Source organism: Myxococcus sp. XM-1-1-1 (genome assembly GCF_020037095.1).
Lineage (GTDB): Bacteria > Myxococcota > Myxococcia > Myxococcales > Myxococcaceae > Myxococcus > Myxococcus fulvus.
In genome coordinates this window covers 159,503-180,008 of the sequence record NZ_JAIQDH010000003.1, presented here as the reverse complement: position 1 = coordinate 180,008, position 20,506 = coordinate 159,503, and the positions used below count along the sequence as shown (strand labels likewise).

The 20,506-nt window shown below is 70.0% G+C and carries 21 protein-coding genes; 7 read left to right on the top strand and 14 right to left on the bottom strand.

Annotation, left to right across the window (positions count from 1 at the left end):
• The 14 genes from K8640_RS08410 to K8640_RS08345 form a co-directional block, all read right to left on the bottom strand.
• The gene (locus K8640_RS08410; protein ID WP_223746594.1) at positions 1-639 is read right to left on the bottom strand and encodes a flagellar biosynthetic protein FliO; all 639 of its coding nucleotides are present in this window, start codon (positions 637-639) and stop codon (positions 1-3) included.
• An 87-nt stretch (positions 640-726) separates the two neighbouring features.
• Positions 727-2,151 carry a type III secretion system cytoplasmic ring protein SctQ gene (sctQ, locus tag K8640_RS08405; RefSeq protein WP_223746593.1) on the bottom strand — a complete coding sequence of 475 codons (1,425 nt, stop codon included), beginning with the start codon at positions 2,149-2,151 and terminating at the stop codon, positions 727-729.
• Positions 2,148-3,044: a flagellar hook-length control protein FliK gene (locus K8640_RS08400; RefSeq protein WP_223746592.1), complete on the bottom strand. Its 897-nt coding sequence runs from the start codon at positions 3,042-3,044 to the stop codon at positions 2,148-2,150. The genes sctQ and K8640_RS08400 overlap by 4 nt, the downstream gene beginning before the upstream one ends.
• Before the next feature lie 33 nt (positions 3,045-3,077).
• The gene (locus tag K8640_RS08395) at positions 3,078-3,566 is read right to left on the bottom strand and encodes a flagellar assembly protein FliH (protein ID WP_046712706.1); all 489 of its coding nucleotides are present in this window, start codon (positions 3,564-3,566) and stop codon (positions 3,078-3,080) included.
• Positions 3,567-3,652: 86 nt separating this feature from the next.
• Positions 3,653-4,966: a type III secretion system ATPase SctN gene (gene sctN, locus K8640_RS08390; RefSeq protein ID WP_141323014.1), complete on the bottom strand. Its 1,314-nt coding sequence runs from the start codon at positions 4,964-4,966 to the stop codon at positions 3,653-3,655.
• A 25-nt stretch (positions 4,967-4,991) separates the two neighbouring features.
• Positions 4,992-5,666 carry a FliH/SctL family protein gene (locus K8640_RS08385; protein WP_141323013.1) on the bottom strand — a complete coding sequence of 225 codons (675 nt, stop codon included), beginning with the start codon at positions 5,664-5,666 and terminating at the stop codon, positions 4,992-4,994.
• Between the two features lie 24 nt (positions 5,667-5,690).
• The gene (locus K8640_RS08380; protein WP_223746591.1) at positions 5,691-8,069 is read right to left on the bottom strand and encodes a hypothetical protein; all 2,379 of its coding nucleotides are present in this window, start codon (positions 8,067-8,069) and stop codon (positions 5,691-5,693) included.
• 75 nt (positions 8,070-8,144) lie between these two features.
• Complete coding sequence (locus tag K8640_RS08375; RefSeq protein WP_141333049.1) at positions 8,145-8,960, bottom strand: type III secretion protein; 816 nt, start codon at positions 8,958-8,960, stop codon at positions 8,145-8,147.
• Between the two features lie 103 nt (positions 8,961-9,063).
• Positions 9,064-9,615: an ATP-dependent helicase HrpB gene (locus K8640_RS08370; RefSeq protein ID WP_223746590.1), complete on the bottom strand. Its 552-nt coding sequence runs from the start codon at positions 9,613-9,615 to the stop codon at positions 9,064-9,066.
• Positions 9,497-10,333, bottom strand: coding sequence for a sigma-70 family RNA polymerase sigma factor (locus K8640_RS08365; RefSeq protein ID WP_223746589.1), 837 nt, complete (start codon positions 10,331-10,333; stop codon positions 9,497-9,499). Before K8640_RS08365 ends, K8640_RS08370 begins: the two co-directional genes overlap by 119 nt.
• 7 nt (positions 10,334-10,340) lie before the next feature.
• On the bottom strand, positions 10,341-10,733 hold the full coding sequence (locus K8640_RS08360) for a hypothetical protein (RefSeq protein WP_223746588.1): 393 nt from the start codon (positions 10,731-10,733) through the stop codon (positions 10,341-10,343).
• Positions 10,734-10,752: 19 nt separating this feature from the next.
• On the bottom strand, positions 10,753-11,187 hold the full coding sequence (locus tag K8640_RS08355) for a tetratricopeptide repeat protein (RefSeq protein ID WP_046712699.1): 435 nt from the start codon (positions 11,185-11,187) through the stop codon (positions 10,753-10,755).
• Positions 11,188-11,279: 92 nt separating this feature from the next.
• The gene (locus K8640_RS08350) at positions 11,280-11,849 is read right to left on the bottom strand and encodes a hypothetical protein (RefSeq protein ID WP_223746587.1); all 570 of its coding nucleotides are present in this window, start codon (positions 11,847-11,849) and stop codon (positions 11,280-11,282) included.
• A 135-nt stretch (positions 11,850-11,984) separates the two neighbouring features.
• On the bottom strand, positions 11,985-12,266 hold the full coding sequence (locus tag K8640_RS08345) for a hypothetical protein (protein ID WP_046712697.1): 282 nt from the start codon (positions 12,264-12,266) through the stop codon (positions 11,985-11,987).
• A 274-nt stretch (positions 12,267-12,540) separates the two neighbouring features.
• On the opposite strand from K8640_RS08345, the gene K8640_RS08340 reads away from it, so the two are divergent.
• From K8640_RS08340 to K8640_RS08310, 7 genes are all read left to right on the top strand, one after another.
• Positions 12,541-13,173 (top strand): hypothetical protein, encoded by a 633-nt coding sequence (locus K8640_RS08340; RefSeq protein WP_223746586.1) that lies wholly within the window; start codon positions 12,541-12,543, stop codon positions 13,171-13,173.
• 234 nt (positions 13,174-13,407) lie between these two features.
• Entirely contained in the window at positions 13,408-13,908 is a 501-nt protein-coding gene (locus K8640_RS08335) for a GbsR/MarR family transcriptional regulator (protein ID WP_223746585.1), read from the top strand.
• A complete protein-coding gene (locus K8640_RS08330) occupies positions 13,905-14,654 on the top strand; it encodes an ABC transporter ATP-binding protein (RefSeq protein ID WP_141330673.1) in 750 nt (249 codons plus the stop codon). The genes K8640_RS08335 and K8640_RS08330 overlap by 4 nt, the downstream gene beginning before the upstream one ends.
• 1 nt (position 14,655) lies before the next feature.
• The gene (locus K8640_RS08325) at positions 14,656-16,764 is read left to right on the top strand and encodes an ABC transporter permease (protein WP_223746584.1); all 2,109 of its coding nucleotides are present in this window, start codon (positions 14,656-14,658) and stop codon (positions 16,762-16,764) included.
• A gap of 3 nt (positions 16,765-16,767) precedes the next feature.
• On the top strand, positions 16,768-18,069 hold the full coding sequence (locus K8640_RS08320) for an FtsX-like permease family protein (RefSeq protein WP_223746583.1): 1,302 nt from the start codon (positions 16,768-16,770) through the stop codon (positions 18,067-18,069).
• 5 nt (positions 18,070-18,074) lie between these two features.
• A complete protein-coding gene (locus K8640_RS08315) occupies positions 18,075-18,857 on the top strand; it encodes an outer membrane lipoprotein-sorting protein (protein WP_141330679.1) in 783 nt (260 codons plus the stop codon).
• Entirely contained in the window at positions 18,854-20,497 is a 1,644-nt protein-coding gene (locus K8640_RS08310; RefSeq protein WP_223746582.1) for a hypothetical protein, read from the top strand. The genes K8640_RS08315 and K8640_RS08310 overlap by 4 nt, the downstream gene beginning before the upstream one ends.
• The last annotated feature ends 9 nt before the right edge of the window (positions 20,498-20,506 follow it).

Genomic DNA, 20,506 nt, shown 5'->3' with positions numbered 1-20,506 from the left:
TCAGGCGCCAGGGGGCTCGGACGACGAGCCCCCGGAGCGACGGGAAAGGAGCTTCTGGAGGAAAGGGCTGAGGGGAACCACGTTCGTCTGCGGGCGCTGTGCCCGGATGCGCTCGACGGCTTCCGCATCCAGCTTCGACAGCAACTGCAGGCCCGCCTCGCCGCCGCCCACCAACAGGTATTCGTCCGCGGCCTTCACCACGAAGAGCGCGCGCTTGGGGTCCAGGGGGAGCCGCTCCACCACGGAGACCACCGTCTGCCGCCCCGTCGAGGTGGACTGCAGGCCCATCAGCCGGCGAAGGCCCACGTTCAACGTCAGGTAGATGGACGCCACCACCGCGCCCAGGACCATCAGGGTGCGCACGAGCATCCAGCCCATGCTCTCCGGCTCCGCCTCCGCAGCCGCGGCGGCGTTGATGGACGGGTCCTCCCAGACGGGGGGCGAGGCAGGAGAAGGCGCGGCCGGGGCGCCCTGCCCTGCCTGTGGCGGCGCCACGGCGTCCCTGACCGCGGCCCCAGTGGGCGCGGCGGGAACGGGCGAGGGGCTCGGCGCGGGCGCCTGCGCCCACACGGACGCGGGCGCGAGCAGCAGCGTGACGCCCAGGGTCAGGCGCGGGAGGGGGTTGCGGAGGACTGCCATGGCTGGGGGCGAGGCTAGTTCAAAGGCCGGAGGACCGCCACGGGCCCCGTCTGGCAGCCCGCTTGCTTCCAGTCCTCGCGAAGGTGCTCAGCTCGCCAACGTGGTGACGCGGACGCCGAGCTGGCCTTCCATCTCCACCAGCTCACCGCGGGCCACCACCTTGCCGTTGATGGACAGCTCCACCGGCTCGCCGGGGCCCCGGCTCAGCTCGATGACCTGACCGGCCCGCATGCCCACCACCTGCTCGGCGGTGACCGGGATGCGCGCCAGCTCCACGGCGATCTGCAGCGGCACGTCGCCCAGCAGGTCGCTTCCGTCCGGCTTGTTCACGTCGTCCAAGGGCGCCCCTTCGAGCTCCGGAGGAACGTCCAGCTCCGGGTTGGTGAAATCCTCTTCCTCGTCCCGCCCCCCACCCTCCTCGGTGGCCGAACGCGGGTTCCCCGACTCCCCGGGGATGATGCGGGTGATGCGCGCCTGGTAGCGCCCGTCCTCGACGAAGACCTCGGCCTCGGCGTGCCCCGAGCGCCCCGCGCCCAGCCGCAGCTGCGCCGTGCCCGGCTCGCCCCGGTCCGGCCGCGCCGACAGCACGTCCACCAGGACCACGTCCTTGACGCGCAGGCTCGCCAGGTCCTGGCCGGTCAGCTCCGCCGTGCCAATCTCCGCCCGCAGCCACCCGCGCACCGCCGACAGCCGGCCCGCGTTCGCCGCCAGGTCCGCCTTGACGCGGGCGCGCCGCTGGGCGCTCTCCACCGCGGGCTCGGCCGCCTCCAGCACCGCCGCCGGCACCACCAGCCGCACCATGCCGCCGTGCGGTCCCAGCGTGGCGTTCAGGTGCACCGTCAACATCGGCCCGTCGTCCCCCAGGCGCGCGGACACCTCGTCCACGCCCCGGGCGACCCCGTCCAGCCTCGGGCGAGGCACGCCGGCCTGGAGCGCGGGCACCAGCACCCGCAGCGCCTCCAGGATGACGTAGCCCATCACGCCCTCCTCGATGTCCGTCAGGGGCCTCAAGCCCACCGTCTCGCCCGCGCCGCCCAACAGCAGGTCCACCGCCGTGTGCGCCAGCGCCAGCTCCACCTCGAGCACCGCCCGCCCCGGCAGCGCCCCGGGCGCCAGCACCGCGAGGAACGTCGGGTCCCCCAGGAAGCGGCGCAGCTCCGCCATGGGCCGCACCTGCACGGACTCCAGCGACAGGCCGACCTCCGCGTCGAAGAGCCCCTTGAGCCGGGCGGACACGCCCGTCAGCGTCCCCTCGTTGGGCGTCAGCCAGCGCAGCCGCTCGGCGAGCTGCCCCTGGGCGCGCGACACCTTCTCCAGCCCCTTGAACGTGAAGGGACGCCAGGCGCTCCGCGCGACCTTCTCCGGCCGCTCGGCCTTCTCGGGACGCGGCTCCGCATTCTCCGGCGCGCCGGCCTTCTCGGGAGGAGGACGGACGGGCTTGAGGTTGCGCAGGTCCACGAGCATCGTGCGCTCGTGCACGCCCGGAGACTCGTCCTCCGGCTCCACGCTCATGTCTTCGCCTCGAAGCGGACCGTCTCGAGCTTCAGGCCCCGGCCCCCGAGCGCGGTGCGAAGCCCGTCGCTCTGCTCCTCGAGCATCTTCAGCACGTCACGGTTGGTGCCGCTGAAGGTGGCGGAGATCTTCCCGTTGCGCGCGCTGACCTTGATGGACAGGCCGTTGAGCACGTCCCCGCGCAGATCAATCTGGAACTCGGCCAGGCCCGCGGCGTTCGTCCCCACGCGCACGCGGTCGACGATCTTCTGCGCGATTTCGCTCGCCATGGCGCGCAGCCGCTCGGAGCCCGCGGTGTCCTTGGGCTTGGCCACCGGCACCGGCGCCATCAGCGCGGGGTTGAAGCGGAAGCCCGCCCCCATCTCCGTGCCACCGCCGCCCTTCTTGTCCTCCTTGCCACCGCCGCCGCTGCCCTTGCCGCCCGCGTCCGCGTCCGCGCGGATGGCCGCGCCGCGCTCGGAGCTGACCTGCCCCAGGGCCGAGTCGGCCTTGTCCAGGTCCTTCTCCCGCCCCTCGGAGGTGCGCTGGGTCTCCTTGGCGTCCGAGGCGCGCGAGCCGGAGCGGGCCTCCGAGGTGTTCGTGTCCGCCCGACGCTGCGTCTGGGCCAGCGTGGAGGCGGGGTTGCCGCCCATCTGGGGCGGCTGCTGGAGGGCCTCGCCGAAGGTCTTCCCCTGCTGGGTCGCCTTGGCCAGCACCTGACGGGCCAGGCCTCCCGGCGTCTGCGGCGTCTGGGTGGGGGCCGTCGCCTGGGGCTGCGCCTGCGGCTGCATCAGCTTCTGGAAGGCGGACGTGCCCTCCTGGCGCTTCTTGGCCTGGCCCTCGGCGAGCTTCTTCTCCTGCATGATGCGCTCGGCCAGGCGCGCTGCTTCACGGTCGTCGTCGACACGGCTCATGACATCTTTCCCGAGGGATGGGGTGGCGGCAGGTTACTTGCGCTGCCGAGCCAGGAACAAGGCGTTGCCAATCTCCTCCTGGCTCAACTCCTCGCGCTGCTGGCGCTCATGCTTCACCTGCTTCTGCCAGGTCTCCTTGTGCTTCTCGATGGCCTTGAGCTCCTTGGCCGCCTCGGCCATCTCCCGGCGCCGCTGCTCGACCAGGCGCTCGGCCACCTTCACCGCCTCACGCTGACGCTCGACCTCCAGCGCCACCTGCGCCTCCTCGTCCTTCAGGCGCTCCTCGAAGCGGCCCATCATGTTCATGCCGTTGATGCCGGCACCCTTGGCCATGATCTCCTTGAGGTAGGCGGCGACCTTCTCCTTGCGCTCGCGCTTGCGCCGCTCCAGCTCGTCCATCAGACGCTGGAGCTCCACCTTCTCGCGCTCCAGGGCCTTGATGGCGTCGGAGAAGGCCTGCTCGGCCTCCTCCTTGGCCCGGGTCCGCATGTCCAGCAGGGTCTGCAACCGGTACGGGGGCATGGTGTCCCCATCCTACCCCGGTTTCCCGGAGGTGCACCCCCGTCCAGCGGACCAGGGGGCCCCAAGCCCACCCTCCAGGGTGGACCTCACTCGTCGAACAGCCCCACCAGCTGGCCCACCGTGTCCTCGAAGTCCGAGTTCGAGTGGGTGTCCTGCTTGAGGAAGTCGATGATGGAGTCGTACTTGTCGATGGCGTAGTCCGTGCGGGGGTCCGTGCCGTACTGGTAGGCCCCCAGCAGGATGAGGTCGCGCTGCTTCTCGTACGTGGAGAGCGTCTCGCGCAGCTTGCCCGCGGCCTTCTTGTGCTCCTTGGAGACGATGCCGCTCATCACGCGGCTGAGGCTGGCGAGCACGTCCATGGCGGGCCACTGGTTTCGCTCGCCCAGGGCGCGGTTGAGGATGAAGTGACCGTCGAGAATACCGCGGACCTCGTCCGCGATGGGCTCCTCCATGTCACCGCCGGCCACCAGGCACGTGTAGATGGCGGTGCACTTGCCCTTCTGCGAGTTGCCCGTGCGCTCCAGGATGCGCGGCAGCATGGAGAACACGCTCGGCGGATAGCCCTGACGCGCCGGGGGCTCGCCCACCGCGAGGCCAATCTCACGCTGGGCTCGCGCCAGACGCGTCACCGTGTCGAGCATGAAGAGCACGTTGCCGCCGCGCTCGCGGAAGTACTCGGCGATGGCCGTGGCCACGTAGGCGGCGCGCAGACGCACCAGGCTGGGCTGGTCGGACGTGGCGCACACGAGCACGGAGCGCTTCATGCCCTCCTCGCCCATGGCGTCCTCGATGAACTCGCGCACCTCGCGACCACGCTCGCCGATGAGGGCGACGACGCACAGGTCGGCCTTGGTGTTGCGCGCGATCTGCCCCATCAACGTCGACTTGCCGACGCCGGAGCCGGCGAAGAGGCCCACGCGTTGGCCCTCGCCCACCGTGAGCAGTCCGTCGATGCAGCGCACGCCCAGGGGCAGCGGCCGCTCGATGCGCTGACGCGTGAAGGGGTCCGGACAGTCGCGGTCCACGGACCAGTCGATGAGCCCCTCGTCCGGCAGGGGGCTGCCGTCCATCGGCTCGCCGATGCCGTTGAGCACGCGGCCCAGGAGCGCCTCGCCGCACTTGATGCTCAGCGGCTTGCCGGTGGGAATCACCTCGCTGTCCGGACCGATGCCGTACAGCTCACCCAGGGGCATGAGCATGACCTCGTCGCCCTGGAAGCCGACGACCTCGGCCTTCACGGCGCCGCGCGCGCGGCTCTTGATGAGCACCAGCTCGCCCACGCGGACGTTGGGGACGCTCGCCTTGATGATGAGGCCCGTCAGCTCGGTGACGCGGCCGCGGACGCGGACCGTCTGGGCGTCCTTGATGAGGTCGAGATAACGAGAGAGGTCGATGGCCATGGACGTGGGCTCCTTCCCGTCCCGGCTACGCCGGGCCTTCCTTCGGGCCGTTCTGGTCGGGCAAGAGCACGCTCTGGAGCATCTCCAACTGCGTGGGCAGCTGCGCGTCCACCGTGCCGAACTCCGTCTGGACGATGCAGCCCACCGGGGCCACCTCGGGGTCCTCCTTGATGGCCAGGTCCACCGCGCGACCGATGAGCTCCATCAACACCGGCTTCTTCGCGCGCAGCACCGCCGCCGTCTTGGGATGAACCCGCAGCACCATGGAGCGGGCGCTGCGCAGGTTGTCGATGGCCGCCGCGCACAGCTCCAGCATCAGGTCCGGGTCCTTCTCCAGGCTCCGGCCGATGATCTTCTCCCCGACGCGCAGCCCCAGGGCGATGACGTCCTGCTCGTAGGTGGCCAGGATCTCCCCCGCCTGCATCTTCGCCCGGAGGATGATCTCCGTGGCCTGGGCGAGCCCCTCCTGACGTCCCTCCTCGCGCGTCTTCACGAGGAGCGCCTCACGCTCCCGCTGCGCCTCCGCGAGGATGCGCTCCTTCTCGCGCTGCGCCTCCTCGAGGATGCCCTGGGCGCCCTGGCGCGCCTCGAAGACCTCGGCGTTCATCACCCCCGCGCGCGGAGGCCGCAACACCGGCCGCTCCGACACGACGGACGGCTCGGCCGTCCCGTCTCCCTTGATCACCTTGCCGATCGCCATGCGCCGCTCCTTGCGGGCCGGATGCTAGCGCGTTCCGCCGCGAGGTCCACGCCCGCCCGAGCCCGAGGACGAAGAGTCGTCCGTCCCGGACGGTGAACGTGGCCTGCGCTGCACGGACGTCCCCTCCTGCCCGCCCGCGGGCGCCTGCCCCGCGGAGGTGCCAGCCCGCCCGACCAGCACCCGAGGAGGCCGCTCCGGCCCACCCTCACGGGGGGGCTCGGGGCGCACCGCCGCGATGGAGACCGACGAGCGCGAGCGGAACACGCGCGAGACCTCCTGGGCCTCGGGGGCTTCGGGACGAGGCCGCACGCGGGACCCTGCCTCGGGGGGGCGCTGGATGCGCGAGCCGCCGGCCGCGGGCGCCACGCGTGAGCCATCGCCCGCGGGCGCTACCCGGGAGCCCCCAGCGGCGGGCCCCACTCGCGAGCCATCACCGGCAGGCGCCACCCGCGAGCCCCCGACGGGCCCGATACGAGAGCCATCTCCCGCGGGGCCCACTCGCGAGCCATCACCGGCAGGCGCCACGCGCGAGCCCCCGGCGGGCCCGATACGAGAGCCATCACCCGCGGGCCCGACTCGCGAGCCATCACCGGCAGGCGCCACGCGCGAGCCCCCGGCAGGCCCCACCCGCGAGCCCCCGGCGGCTGGCCCCACACGGGAACCATCACCGGCGGGCGCCACCCGCGAGCCATCCCCCGCGGGCGCCACCCGCGAGCCCTCGGCGTCGGGCGCCACACGGGAACGCTCTCGGGCACCGGGAGGCAGGGGCTCACCAGCGGCCGCGCTCGAGGGGCGAGGGCCTCCCAGGCGCGACGGAGGCGGTCCGATGCGAGCACGCGCCGGGGCCTCGGGCGAGCCCGCGGCAGCGCTCGACGGACGAGGACGAGCCCCCCCCTGTCCCAGGCGCGACGGAGGCGGTCCGATGCGGGCACCCTCCGGATCCACCCTTCCAGGTCGAGCGGACCGGGGGTCGGCTCCGGACGGCTCCCTGCGGGCCGCCGGGGCCGCGGGGTCTCGCCGGGCTTCCCGGTGGTCCCCGGTGGCCTCCGGGGAGGCCCCAGGGTCGCGGCGCGGCGGAAGCCGATGCATCGCCGAGCCATCCGAGGCCCCGTCCTTGGGGCGCGCGACACGCGAGCCCTCGCGGCTGGACATGGCGCCCGCGTTCCTTGCGGCGCGCTCGGCCATGAAGTCGCGACGCACGGCGGGCGCCGCGCCAGGAGGACGACGAGAGACCGTCCCACCCTGTCCGGGCGCGGCCTTGGGAGCCCCCGGAGCGGGGCGCGCGGCAGCGGGCTCGCGGGGCGGCGGACTCGCACCCTCCCGCCCCGCGGGAGGCGCGGCATCCCGCCCCGAGGACGGCGCGGCGGGACGTGCGGCAGCGGCGGCAGCGGCGGCCTTGCGCGCGCCGGGCGGAGGCGGCAGCACCGCGGACTGACGCGGCGGGGGCGGCGTGGCCAGGCGCACCGGGCGCTCGATGAGCCCGCGCGAGGCGAGCCGCTCCAGGTCCATGACGATGTCCGTGCGGCCACCATCGCCCCGCGCCGGCTGCCGGTTTCGCTCCTCGCGCAGCCACTTCGCGATGAGCCCGCCGAACTCGCCCCGGTACTTCTCCACCATGCGCGCGGCGAACTCCGCGGACTGGGCCACGCACGCGCGCACCAGGCGCTGCACGCCCGCGCTGCGGATGGAGCCCGCCGGATTCCTCAGCGCATCGTGCTGCTCCAGCTGCGCGCGAGCGTCCTCCTCGGGCAGCTTGCGCGGCGCGTTCGCCGCCACCGACTTGGAGGCGAGCAGCTTCAGGTCCGGAGGCAGCGGCTCGAACAGGGCCTCGCGCTCCGCGTCGGGAAGCCCCGCCAGCGCCGGCCCCAGCACGCGCGCGCCCAACCGGTCGCACACCGTGAACAGCTCGCGCTGCGTCAGCAGGAGCACGTCGGAGAACTTGAACCCCGCGGACTGCGAGTCGCCCGTCTCGCGCGCCAGCGCCTCCTCGAGCTTCCACCGGACGATGTCCAGCACCTGGGGCCGCACCTCGCGGGTCAGCTTCACCCGAGGCGGCGGCAGGTGGCCTCGCACGGCCTCCGCCAGGGGCGCGGGCAGCGCGCGCAGGACGATCTCCACCAGCGCCCCGCGCTCGCGCTGCAGCAGCGCCGCCAGCCGCTCCGGCTCCGCGGTCCACAGCTGCCCGCGGCGGTCCTTCACCAGCCGCTTGATCTCCTGGACCAGCGCCGGGATGCGCTTGTCGCGAGGAATCTGGAGGATCTCCTGCGCGCGGTGGCGCAGGAGCTCACCTTCCTCCGTCGGGAGGTGCTCCATCGCGCCCAGGCTCTCCTGCCCGCCGAACGTCACGGCGGTCAGCAGCAGCATGCTCTGGCGCTTGTTGAGCGAGGTGAAGAACGAGTCCAAACGTCACCTCGCGGGCCCCACCGACGCCCGCTGGGAGGAAAGAAGGCGCCCCCTCGAAGGGGGGCGCGGAACCGGTCAGGCCTCGGGCGGGCGGACCCGGGGGCGGGGGCCACGCGCCGTGGGGGCGTTGCCGCCGCCCCCGCGCATGATGGACCACGCCGTGACGCCCATCATCCCCAGGATGAGCGCGAAGGCTCCGGCGATCATCACCTTGAACTGGCTGGCGCTGGAGGCCGTCATGCGCAGACCCAGCACGTCCTGCTGCCGGTTCTCGTCGGTCTTCTCCGCCTTGGGTCCCAGCGCGGGCGTCATCAGCACCGTCACCGCGTCCGGCTTCATCTCCGGCACCGCCGTGGCGACGAACGCCTTCACCGCGTTGACGTCGATGGGCGGCTTGCCCTCCGCGCCGGGCCGGAACTTGATGAACACCGACGCGGACGGCATCGGCTTGTTCTCCGGCTGCGTCAGGTCGTTGTTCTCCGGGACGCTCACGATCGCGCGCGCCTCCAGCACGCCGTCGATCTGGTTGAGCGCGTTGGAGACCTCGCCGCCCATCGCCTTGAGGAGCATGGCGCGCTCCTCCGTGGCGGTGGGCACCATGCTTCCCTTGGCGAAGTGGGACAGGCCCTTCTCCACCGGACGCGGAAGCGAGTTGAGCTTGAGCAGCTCCGCGGCCTCGGCGGCATCCGTCTTGGGCACGGTGATCATGAACCGGACCTCGTTGCCGCCCTCCTCCTTCTCCTTCTTCGCGTTGATGCCGTTCTTGCTGAGCAGGACGTAGATTTCGTTGGCGTCCGCCTCACTCAGCTCGTGCTGGAGCTCAATGTGACAGCCCGTCACGAGCACGAGGGCGAGGAGCGGGGCGACAAACGCTTGCGGTCGGCGAATCATGGGCACGGGGAGCTTACTAGGGCCTCGGAAAACGCGGAAGGGCGCCCCCTCCAACCAGGAGGAGCCGCCCTTCGTCAAGCGCCACCAAGGACGGTGGACGGACTCAGACCTGCGTCTTGACGACGTCCTTGAGACCGGTGGTCGCCTTCTCCACCACCTTGCTCGTCAGGTCCAGCTGCTGGGTGTACTGATACATGGACGCCTGCAGGGAGAGCAGCTCCGCGTTGGAGAACTGCTTGCCGCTGGCGGCCTGGGAGATGATCTTCTCCAGGTTGCCCTGGCCCTTCTCCAGGTCGCCGAGCACCTGCTCCATCATGTCGGTGGCCTTGGCCGTCTTGCCGGTCTCCGTCTTCGCGGCGACGGGCTCGGCCGCCTTCGCGGACACGGGCTGGGCGGCGTTGGCGTTGACCTTGTTCAGGCCCGCCTTCTCCGTCTTGTTGACCGTCTCCACCTGACGGACCATGTCCGTCTTCTGCGTCGCCTGGGCCTTGTTCACGCCCTGCGCGGCGTCCACCTGACCGGCGCCCTGCGCCTTGTCAGCGAGAACTCCGTCGAACTTCGACGCGCCCTGCTTCGTCGTCTGCTGAGCGCCCTGATCCTGCAGCTTTTGCTGCGCCACCTGCGCCGCGGAGATGCCCGCCATCGGACCCGCCATGTGACAGCCTCCTTGCATCCGTCGAGGTCGGAGGAAGTTCCTCCTCCTCGTTCAAGAGTTCCTTGAGCCGGTCGATGGCGCGCGCATGAAGCCGAGACGCCCAACTCTTCGACTGCCCGATTTCCGCCCCCGCCTCTTCCAGCGTCCTGCCCTGGAAGTAGTACCCCTGAAGGAGCTTTCGCTCCTTCTCCGGGAGCTTCTCGATCGCCGCCCGCACCCGCGTCTTCAGCTGCTCCTGCTCCAGCCGGATGTCCACCGGCAGGGACTCGTCGGTGTAGCCCGCGCTGTCCGCACCCTCGAGGCTGGAGGCGAACACCATCGCCAGCCCCTGCACAGCATCCGAGATGTCACTGACATCATCGTCGAATGAGCTGCCGCGGTTGCTTGAGCCCGACTCGCGGTCCGACAAATTCCCCAAATAGGCCGCCGCCCGCTCCCCGACATACGCCGTCCGGGCGTCCGAGCCCCGCAGGACGCCCATCTTCCGAAGACCGTCGAAGATGGCGCCCTTGATGCGGTAGTGGGCGAAGGTGAGGAAGTTGGCGCCCACCTTCGGGTCGAAGCGCTCGGCGGCCTCCAGCAGGCCTATCTGTCCGTACGCCACCAGCTCGTCCAGCTCCAGCTGGGCGTTGAACTGCTTGCGCACGGTCGCCGCGAGGGACCGAACGTAGGGGCCGTACTTCGTGAGGATGGCCTGTCTGTCGTCGCCCAGTGGCAAGCGCTGCTCACTCGGCCTTGGACCACAGCCGCTCGAGAACCTGGTTCAGCCGCGGGTCATCCTGCAGTGCGTCCGCAATCTTCGTGGTGAGGGAGGAGGACTTCATGCGCAGCTTCTCCTTCAGGACCTCGGCGACCAACGCCCGGGTCGCCTCTTCCTTGCTCTTGAAGCCCCCGTTCTTCAGCCCGCGGGCAATCGCCATCGCCTGCGCGGCGACCGGGTCCGCGGCCTGGGGGCCCTGGACGTTGCTGGAGCCTACCAGACCGGAGACTCCGACGAGAGACTCGGCCTTGTCCACCCGGGCGCCGAAAGCCCCACCCGCGGGCGCCGCGGACGACGGCCCCTTCGCGCCACCGGCGCGCCCCTTCCCTCCACCGCGTCCAACGCCACCGACAGCCATGGGTGAACCTCCCCTGCCCCTACTTCTTCGCGGGAGGCAGGACTCCCGCATCCTTCGCCTGGAGGAGCGCCTGCGCAAGACGCGCCCCGTCACCTTCCGGCTCCAGGTCGATGGCCGCCTTGAGCTCCTTGAGCGCCTCTGGCACCTTGCCCAGGAACAGGAGCGCCTCGCCCACATGCGCGCGCGGCAGCGACGCCTGCGGGGCCAGCCGCTGCGCGGAGCGGTAGGCCTGGAGCGCCTTGTCGTGACGGCCCTGCGCGAACTCCACGGCGCCCAGCCCCAGCTGCGGCACCTCGCTCTTGGGCATCAGCGCCGCGGCCCCGGCGAAGATCTCCTTCGCCTTGTCGAACTGCCCCATGTCCAGCCACAGGTAGCCGGCCTCCAGCAACACCATGGCCTGCTGGCGCCCCAGGGGGACCAGGCTGTTCGAGATCTCCGAGACGCTCTCCGCCATGGACTTCGCTCTTCCTTTCCGCGCGCGGCCAGGAGGGAAGCGGCGCCGCTCCCCTCCCCGCCGTGCTTCGGCCCGACCCAGGCCCTACGGGCCTAGCGGACGTTGCTGATGGAGTTCTTGATGCAATCGTGCCGCGACTTCATCACGTTGGAAATCGCCGTGAACGTCTGCGACTCCTGCTGGATGGCCGCCTGCAGGTTGAGCAGCTTGGAGTTCTCCGCCGCCATCTGGTTCAGGGAGAAGTTGCCGCCCACGGTGTCCGACGTGCTGGTGCCCAGCGCGCCCGTGCCCGGACCGGCCACGCCGCCGCCGATGCCACCGGCCACGCCGCTGATGCCCACCGCCGCGCCGCCCACGGAGGCGCCGCCGACGACACCGCCGCCGCCCGCGCCCACCGCGGTGCTCATCACACCGGCGTAGGGGCCAGCGCCCGAGCCGCTCGTGTTGGACAGCGTGTGCACGGAGGAGACCGCCGCGGAGACGATCTGCCCGCCAGGAATCATGCCGGCCACCGCGCCGACGCCCGTGCCCACCGCGCCCGCCGCGCTGTTCAGCCCGTTGTGGAGCCGAGCGCCGAAGCCCGTCTCAGGGGTCTGGCGCGCCGTCGTGACGTGGGTGGAGAGCCGGATGCTGGGGCCCTGCATGCTGTTGATGTTCGCCATTTCATCCTCCAGGCGCTGCGAGAAGAAGAAGACAGAGCTCCCGGATGATCCAGTGCTCTTTCTCCCATTATCGTCCCGGCGCTCCGCCAGTTGCCTGCCCGGAGCCAAAAACCGTGACGAACGGGTAAAAGCCCGTCATTTCCGACCCTTGGCCCCCTTGGCCTCGGCGATCAGCCGCTCGCGGGTGTCCACCAGCAGCTCCAGCAGCTGCTCGGCGTGGGCCAGCGCGACCTGGGCCTTCTTGCCCACCTCCACCTTGGGGCCCTTGAGGCCGGCCAGGCCCTCCTTCACCGGGGCGAACAGCGCCCGGACGTCCTCCGCGGGGGTCGCCTCGAGCAGCGACTCGATTGCGGGGTACGACGGCGCCGGCAGCTCCTGCGGCGGGGGGGCGGACGACGGCTTGGCGGACGGGGGCATCGCGGAGGGGGTCTCCTGTCGGGCCCACGGCACCAGGGCCGCGGGACGCTTGCTGGCTGGACGGTAGGGGAAAAGCGGCCCCTGCTTCAAGCCGCCTCCCATCCTGCCCCGTGGGATTGGCTGGCCCCAGGCCCACCGGCAGGGGAGGAACCGGGCACGCGCAGCCTTGCCCCCCCAGCCCTGTCCCCTTCCACATCCGCACCTAGCTTTTGGAACAGCGGGGGATGACGCACCACACAACGCCCCCCGTCGCACTCACACAGGAGACTCTCCCATGAAGAAGCTGATCGGGATTTTCGCGGCGCTGGCGCTGGTCGGTTCCGGAACGGCCCTGGCGGGCGACGACAAGAACAAGCCCCAGACGGACACCTCGGCGCAGGGCGGCTCGGGCACCTCAGGTAGCACCAGCATGCCCCAGGACAGCACGATGCAGCCCGGCAGCCCCGTGGGCGGCTCGGGCTCCACCATGGGCTCCAGCGCCATGGGCCAGAAGGAGCTGAGCGGCAAGGTGGTGAAGACCGAGAGCAGCAAGGTCTTCGTGCAGGACGCGCAGGGCGCGGTGGTGCCGCTCGACATCGACAAGAGCACCATGTTCACCGACCCGACCCTGAAGAAGGCCAAGGACCTCAAGGAGGGCCAGGAGATCCGCGCCAGCTTCGAGGTGAAGGAGACCAAGAACATGGCCAAGAGCATCTCGCTGTCGGGCACCGGCGGCGCGGGCACGGACGTCATGACGCCGGACTCCTCCATCAACCAGGGCACGCCGCCGCAGGACAACGGCACCCTGGACCCCGGCGGCACCCTGGATGAGCCCGGCACCGGCGGCTCCGGCATGGACTCCAGCAAGAACCGGGACATGGGTGGCGACACCAGCGGTGACAAGAGCACCAGCCCCGACACGTACTAGCGCCCCGGGCACACGCCCGCATGACGCCCTCTTCCCAGAGGGAATCCCAGGCCCACGGCCCCACCTGGCCGTGGGCCTTCGCTTCACCCGTCCCACCTGACGCCTCGGGGCGGTCCATTCACTTCATTCAGTATTGACTGAATGGCCTGAACGAACTAGATGCCGGGCGCCACCCTGGGCCCCGGCGGAAGCGCGTCGCGCGCGGCCCCCACGCGGGTGGGACGGAGGCCGTGCATGAAGGAGCTGGGCGTCGCGGAGCAGCGCTTCATCGAATCGATGGGGCTGTACTTCGAGCGACAGGGCGGCACGCGCATCGGCGGGCGCATCCACGCGCTGCTGATGCTGACGGACGAACCTTTGTCGCTGCAGCAGCTCGCGCGCGTGCTCAAGGTGAGCGCGGCCTCCGTGTCCACCAACATCCGCGCCAGCATGGCGATTGGACTGGTGGAGCCCGTCAGCGTGCCGGGAGACCGGCAGCACTACTACGTCGTCAACAGCAATGGCTGGGAGAGCCGGCTTCGCACCGCCGAGGACAGCGTCAAGGCGTTCGTCCGCGTGTGCCAGGAGGCCCTCTCCGTGCCGCAGCTCGCGAACAAGCACCACCTGCGCGAGGCGGCGGACTTCTGTGACTTCTACCTGGCCGAGATGGCCGGTATCGCCGAGCGGTGGCGAGCCTCGCGCGCCGCCCGCCCCACACCCCGCACTTCCAAGGCTTCGAAAGGACGCACCGCATGAATGGCGCTGTCGCGCAGTCTCCCATCGTCTCCATCACCCAGGTGACCAAGGACTACACCCTGGGCAAGGTGGTGGTCCCCGCGTTGAGGGGCGTGGACCTGCTGGTGCACCCCGGGGAGTTCATCTCCATCGCCGGCCCGTCCGGCAGCGGCAAGACGACGCTGCTCAACCTCATCGGCTGCGTGGACACCGCGACCTCGGGCGTGGTGAGCGTCGCGGGTCAGGACACCAAGCAGTTGAGTGAGCGTCAGCTCACGCACCTGCGCCTGCACACCATCGGCTTCATCTTCCAGTCCTTCAACCTGGTGTCGGTGCTCAGCGTCTTCCAGAACGTGGAGTTCCCGCTGCTCCTGCAGCGCAAGCTGGACAAGAACCAGCGCAAGGAGCGGGTGATGCAGCTGCTCGAGCAGGTGGGCCTGGCCGACCATGCGAAGCACCGCCCCAACGAGCTGTCCGGCGGCCAGCGTCAGCGCGTGGCGGTGGCGCGCGCGCTCGTCACCCGGCCGCAGCTGGTGCTCGCCGACGAGCCCACGGCGAACCTGGACTCGGTGACGGGCCAGCACATCATCGACCTGATGAAGGAGCTCAACCAGAAGGAGGGCACCACCTTCATCTTCTCCACGCACGACGCCAAGGTGATGAATCACGCGAACGCGGTGGTGCGCCTGGCGGACGGGAAGATCCTCGACCGGCTCACCCCCGCCGAGGCGAAGCGGGCCATGGCCGCGGGCGCGGAGGGGCACTGACATGGGGCAGCTCCGGTTGCTGTTGCAGGTGGCGTTGCGCAACCTGTTCACCAGCAAGATCAACATCCTCATCGGCGGCATCATCTTCTTCGGCACCCTGCTGGTGGTCGTGGGCGGCGCGCTGCTCGACAGCATGGACAGCGCGATGAGCCGCAGCATCATCGGCAGCGTCGCGGGCCACATCCAGGTCTACTCGGATGACTCCAAGGACGAGCTGAGCCTGTACGGCGGCATGAGCGGCGAGCCGGACCTGGCGGTGGTGGACGACTTCAGCCGCATCAAGCCCGTGCTGGAGAAGCACCCCAACGTGAAGACGGTGGTGCCCATGGGCACCAGCGGCGCGCTCATCACCTCCGGCAACACGGTGGACCTGACGCTCGCGCGGCTGCGCGACCTGTACAAGAAGCGCCAGACGGAGGGTGAGTCCCCTGCCCTTCGCGAGAACATCGACAGCGTGAAGGGCCACGTGCGGCAGATGGTGGCGCTGATGGAGGAGCAGCGGGCCAAGAGCCGCGAGCTGCTCACAGAGGCCGCCCAGGACCCCGTGGAGGTGGAGGCGCTGGCGCGCGCCCGCACCGACGCGTTCTGGAGCGCCTTCGAGGAGGACCCGTTCGGCTCGCTCGAGTTCCTGGAGAACCGCATCGCCCCGCAGCTGCCGGACGGCGACCTGCTGGACTTCCGCTACGTGGGAACGGACCTGGACGCGTTCCAGAAGTCGTTCGACCGCATGGAGGTCGTGGACGGCCAGGCGGTGCCCGCGGGCAAGCGCGGCATGCTGATGTCCAAGTTCTATTACGAGAACTTCCTCAAGCTGAAGTCCGCGCTGCGCCTGGACAACATCAAGCAGGAGCGGGACGTCAACCAGAAGCGCATCGACACCGACCCGACCCTTCAGCGCTGGGTGAAGGAGAACCAGACCCAGACGCGGGAAATCCTCTTCCAGCTGGACCCGGTGAAGACGCGCCAGGCGGTGGAGCGGCTGCAGAAGGTGCTCGGCAGCCAGGAGCCGTCGCTGGAGAAGCTCCTGTCGGAGTTCTTCACCACCACCGACGACAACTTCGACACGCGCTACCAGCAGTTCTACGCGGAGCTGGCGCCGCTGCTGGATTTGTACCGGCTGCGCATGGGGGACTCGCTCACCATCACCGCCTTCACGCGCACCGGCTACGTGCAGAGCATCAACGTGAAGGTCTACGGCACCTACCAGTTCAAGGGCCTGGAGAAGTCCTTCATGGCGGGCGCCATCAACCTGATGGACCTGATGACCTTCCGCGACCTCTACGGCTACCTGAGCCCGGAGCGCAAGGCGGAGATCACCGAGCTGCAGAAGGGCAGCGGCCTGAAGGAGCTGGACCGGGGCAGCGCGGAGGAGGCGCTCTTCGGCGAGGACAGCGGCAACACGCTGGTGGCGGACGCCACGCCCGGGCTCATCGAGGAGTCCAAGGTGTTCGAGGGCGGGCTGGGCGCGCTGGCCCGAGAGGACCTGGTGGCGCGCGTCTACTCGCAGCAGGAGATCGAACAGGGCGAGGCGCTCAGCGCGGCGGTCATCCTGAAGGACCCGGAGCAGCTGGACCGGACGATGGAGGAGCTGCGCGAGTCGACCCAGGCCGCGGGGCTCAAGCTGCGCGTGGTGTCCTGGCAGCAGGCCGCGGGCATCATCGGCCAGTTCGTGCTGATGGCGAAGCTGGTGCTGTACTTCGCGGTGTTCATCATCTTCGTGGTGGCGCTGGTCATCATCAACAACGCGATGATGATGGCGACGCTGCAGCGGGTGCGCGAGGTGGGGACGATGCGGGCCATCGGCGCGCAGCGCTCCTTCGTCTTGAGCATGGTGCTCATCGAGACGGTGCTGCTCGGGGCGGTGTTCGGCCTGGGCGGGGCGCTGGTGGGCAGCGGCATCATGAGCGCGCTGGGCAGCGCGGGCATCCCCGCCGGCAACGAGGCGCTGTACTTCTTCTTCTCCGGTCCCCGCCTCTACCCGACGTTGAGCGCCGGCAACCTCGTCGCGGCGTTCGTCATCGTCCTGTTGGTCTCCGCCATCTCCACCCTCTACCCCGCGTTCCTCGCGACGCGCGTCTCGCCCCTCCAGGCGATGCAGACGGACGAGTGACCCATGTTCCAGCTCTTCCTCATCGCATTCCGAAACCTCGGCACCCACCGGCGGCGCACGCTGCTGCTCGGCGGGGCCATCGCGGGTGTCACCGCGCTGCTCGTCATCCTCATGGGCCTGTCCACGGGCATGAAGGAGACGCTGCTGCGCTCGGCCACCATCCTGTCCACCGGCCACGTCAACGTGGGCGGCTTCTACAAGGTCACCGCCGGCCAGGCCGCGCCCGTGGTGACGTCCTACCCGAAGGTCATGGAGCTGGTCCGGAAGGAGATTCCGGAGCTCGACTACGCCGTCCAGCGCGGGCGCGGCTGGGCGAAGATCGTCAGCGAGAAGAGCTCCATGCAGGTGGGCATCGGCGGCGTCGACGTGAAGAACGAGCCGGGCCTCCACAAGGTCCTCCAGATTCGCGAGGGCTCGCTCGACGGGCTGTCGGAGTCCGGCACGGCGCTGCTGTTCGAGAAGCAGGCCAAGCGGCTGGAGGTGAAGGTGGGCGACACCATCACCATCTCCGCGCCCACCATGCGCGGCACCAACAACACGGTGGACGTGCGCGTGGCGGCCATCGCCGGTGACATGGGCATGATGAGCGACTTCAACATCTACGTCGAAGCCTCCACCCTGCGCTCGCTCTACCAACTGCGCGAGGACACCACCGGCGCGCTCTACCTGTACCTGAAGGACGTCTCGCAGGTGCCGCAGGTCCAGGCGCGGCTGCGCGAGGTGCTGGCCAAGGCCGGCTTCACCGTGATGGACAACGACCCGCGCGCGTTCTGGTTCAAGTTCGACGTCGTCAACCGCGAGGCGTGGACGGGCCAGAAGCTGGACATCACCAACTGGGAGGACGAGCTGTCCTTCATCACCTGGACGCTCACGGCGCTCAACGGGCTGACGGGCGTGCTCATCTTCGTGCTGCTGGTCATCATCGGCGTGGGCATCATGAACACGCTGTGGATCGCCATCCGCGAGCGCACCCGCGAGATTGGCACGCTGCGCGCGATTGGCATGCAGAGGACGCGCGTGGTGGCGATGTTCCTCTTCGAGGCGATGACGCTCGGGGCGCTGGGCACGCTGGTGGGGGCGCTGCTGGGCCTGGCGGTGTGCCTGGGCGTGACGGCCGCGAACGTGAGCGTCCCCGAGGTGGTGGCGATGTTCATCATGTCCGAGCGGCTGAACCTGGTGGTGGACGCGGGCGCGGTGGTGGGCGCCATGGTGTTCATCACGACCTGCACCACGCTCATCTCGTTGATTCCCTCCTTCCTCGCCGCGCGGCTCAAGCCGGTGACGGCGATGCACCACATCGGGTGATTTCCATGAGCCTCAAGAGCCTGCTGTCCGCCGCGGTCGTCACCGCGGCCCTGCTGTCCGCGCCCGTGGCCCTGGCCCTGGAGCCGGCCGTCATGACGCAGATGCTGGCGACCATCGATGATCGCCAGCGCAATGGTGGCGACTACAAGGCGCTCATCTATCTGGAGCAGAAGGAGAAGGACAAGACGGACAACGTGCGCGAGGCGTTCGTGTACCGACGCGACGCGGACGACAAGCTGATGATCCTCTTCAGCAAGCCCAAGACGGAGGCCGGCAAGGGCTACCTCCGCATGGACAAGAACCTCTGGAGCTACGACCCCAACGTGGGCAAGTGGGAGCGTCGCACGGAGCGCGAACGCATCGCCGGCACCGACAGCCGCCGCGCCGACTTCGACGAGTCCCGCCTGGCCGAGGAGTTCGACCCGACGTACGAGGGCGAGGCCAAGCTGGGCAAGTACACCGCGCACAAGCTGTCGCTCAAGGTGAAGCCCAACGTCGACGTGGCCTACCCCGTCGTGAAGCTGTGGGTGGACAAGGACTCCACCAACATCCTCAAGCGCGAGGAGTACGCGCTGTCCGGCCGGCTGATGCGCACCGCGCTCTACCCGCGCTGGAAGAAGATCTTCAGCGAGTCCAAGGGCGCCGACGTCTGGTTCCCCGAGGAGATCCGCATCTACGACGAGGTGGAGAAGGCCAACTCCACCATCATCCTCATCAAGTCGGTGGACCTGCGCTCGCTGGAGGCCAACCTCTTCACCAAGGCCTGGCTCGAGAGCAAGAGCCGATGAGCCCCCGCGCCCTCACCCTGGCCACGGCGCTGTCCGTGGCCCTCGTTGCTCCCGCCGCGCTGGGCCAGTCGGCGCAGCGGGACGACGATGCCTTGTTCGGCGGAGGGGACGACCCGCCCGCGCGAGCGGACCCGTCCTCGACGCCTCCCTCGGAGGCTCCGTCATCGGAGCGTCCGAGCGAGGATGCCCTGTTCGGCGGGGACTCGGAGCCCTCGGCGGACGCGGATGCCAGCAACACGGGCGACGCGACGGAGCGACAGCGGCCGCTGACGGAGGCGCCGCCGGAGCCTGGAGACCGGGACTCACGCTCGCTTTCGGGGCCGGCGACGCGCAGCGCGTTCGACTCCGAGGAGGCGGTGGATGATCCGCTGAAGATTGGCGGACAGTTCTACCTGCGCGGCTTCGCGGCCGCGACGCAGGGCACGTCCTTCGGCGACACGGCGTTCTCCGCGCCCACGCTGGTGGACGGGTACTTCGACGCGCGGCCCATGGACCGCCTGCGCGGCTTCGTGGTGGGCCGGTTGAGCTACGACCCCACCGTGTCCACGCAGTCGGGGACCGCGGGCGCCCTGGCGAATCCTCGCGTCCTCCTGGACCAGGCCTGGCTGCGCTTCGACATCGAGCGGACGGTGTTCCTCACCGTCGGCAAGCAGCACGTGAAGTGGGGCACGGGGCAGATCTGGAACCCCACCGACTTCCTGTCCCCGCAGCGGCGCAACCCGCTGGCCTTCGTCGACCTGCGCACCGGTGTGTCGATGCTGAAGGTCCATGTCCCCTGGGAGGCTCGGGGCTGGAACTTCTATGCGCTCGCGGTGATGGATGACCTGGGCACCGATACGGGCGTGCTCACGGACAACACCGGCGGCGTGCCTCGCGCGGGGGTGTCCGAGCCCGTCAACAGCCTGAGCCGCATCGGTGGCGCGCTGCGCGCCGAGGTGGTGCTGGGGCCCGCGGAGGTGGGCTTGAGCACGGTGGCCCAGCGGGGGCGCAAGCCCCGCTTCGGACTGGATGTGTCCTCCGCGCTGGGGCCCATCGATGTGTATGGCGAGGTGGCGCTGAAGAAGAGCACGGAGCAGCCGCTGTACCGCGTTCCTCCGGGGACCACGGCGGAGGATGTGCTCGCCAATCCCGACATCGTCGAGGCCTACTTCCCCTCGGGTCTCACGCCCCAGGTGACGACTGGCGCGAACTACAGCTTCGCGTACGGTGAGAACGACATCGCCGTGTTGGGCGTGGAGTACTTCTACAACTCGACGGGCTACACGAGCTCGTTCGGCTATCCGTTCCTGCTCTTCAAGCAGGCCTTCCAGCCGCTGTACACGGGGCGCCACTACGGCTCCGCGTACCTCTTCCTGGACCGCCCCGGCTCGCTCGAGCGGACGTCGTTCAACCTGTTCACGTTGAGCAACCTCTCGGACAAGTCGTACATCAGCCGGCTCAACGTCACCCACCGCGCGCTGAGCTATCTGACGGTGGAGGCGTACGGCGCGGTCCACTACGGCCACAAGGGTGGCGAGTTCCGCTTCGGCGGGTTCACGCTTCCTGGTGCGCCGGCGGGCGAAGGCGAGCCGCCCAATCCGCCGATCACCATCAACTACCCCACCTTCGAGCTGGGCGCGGGCCTGCGCATCAGCATCTGAGGCGGTGGT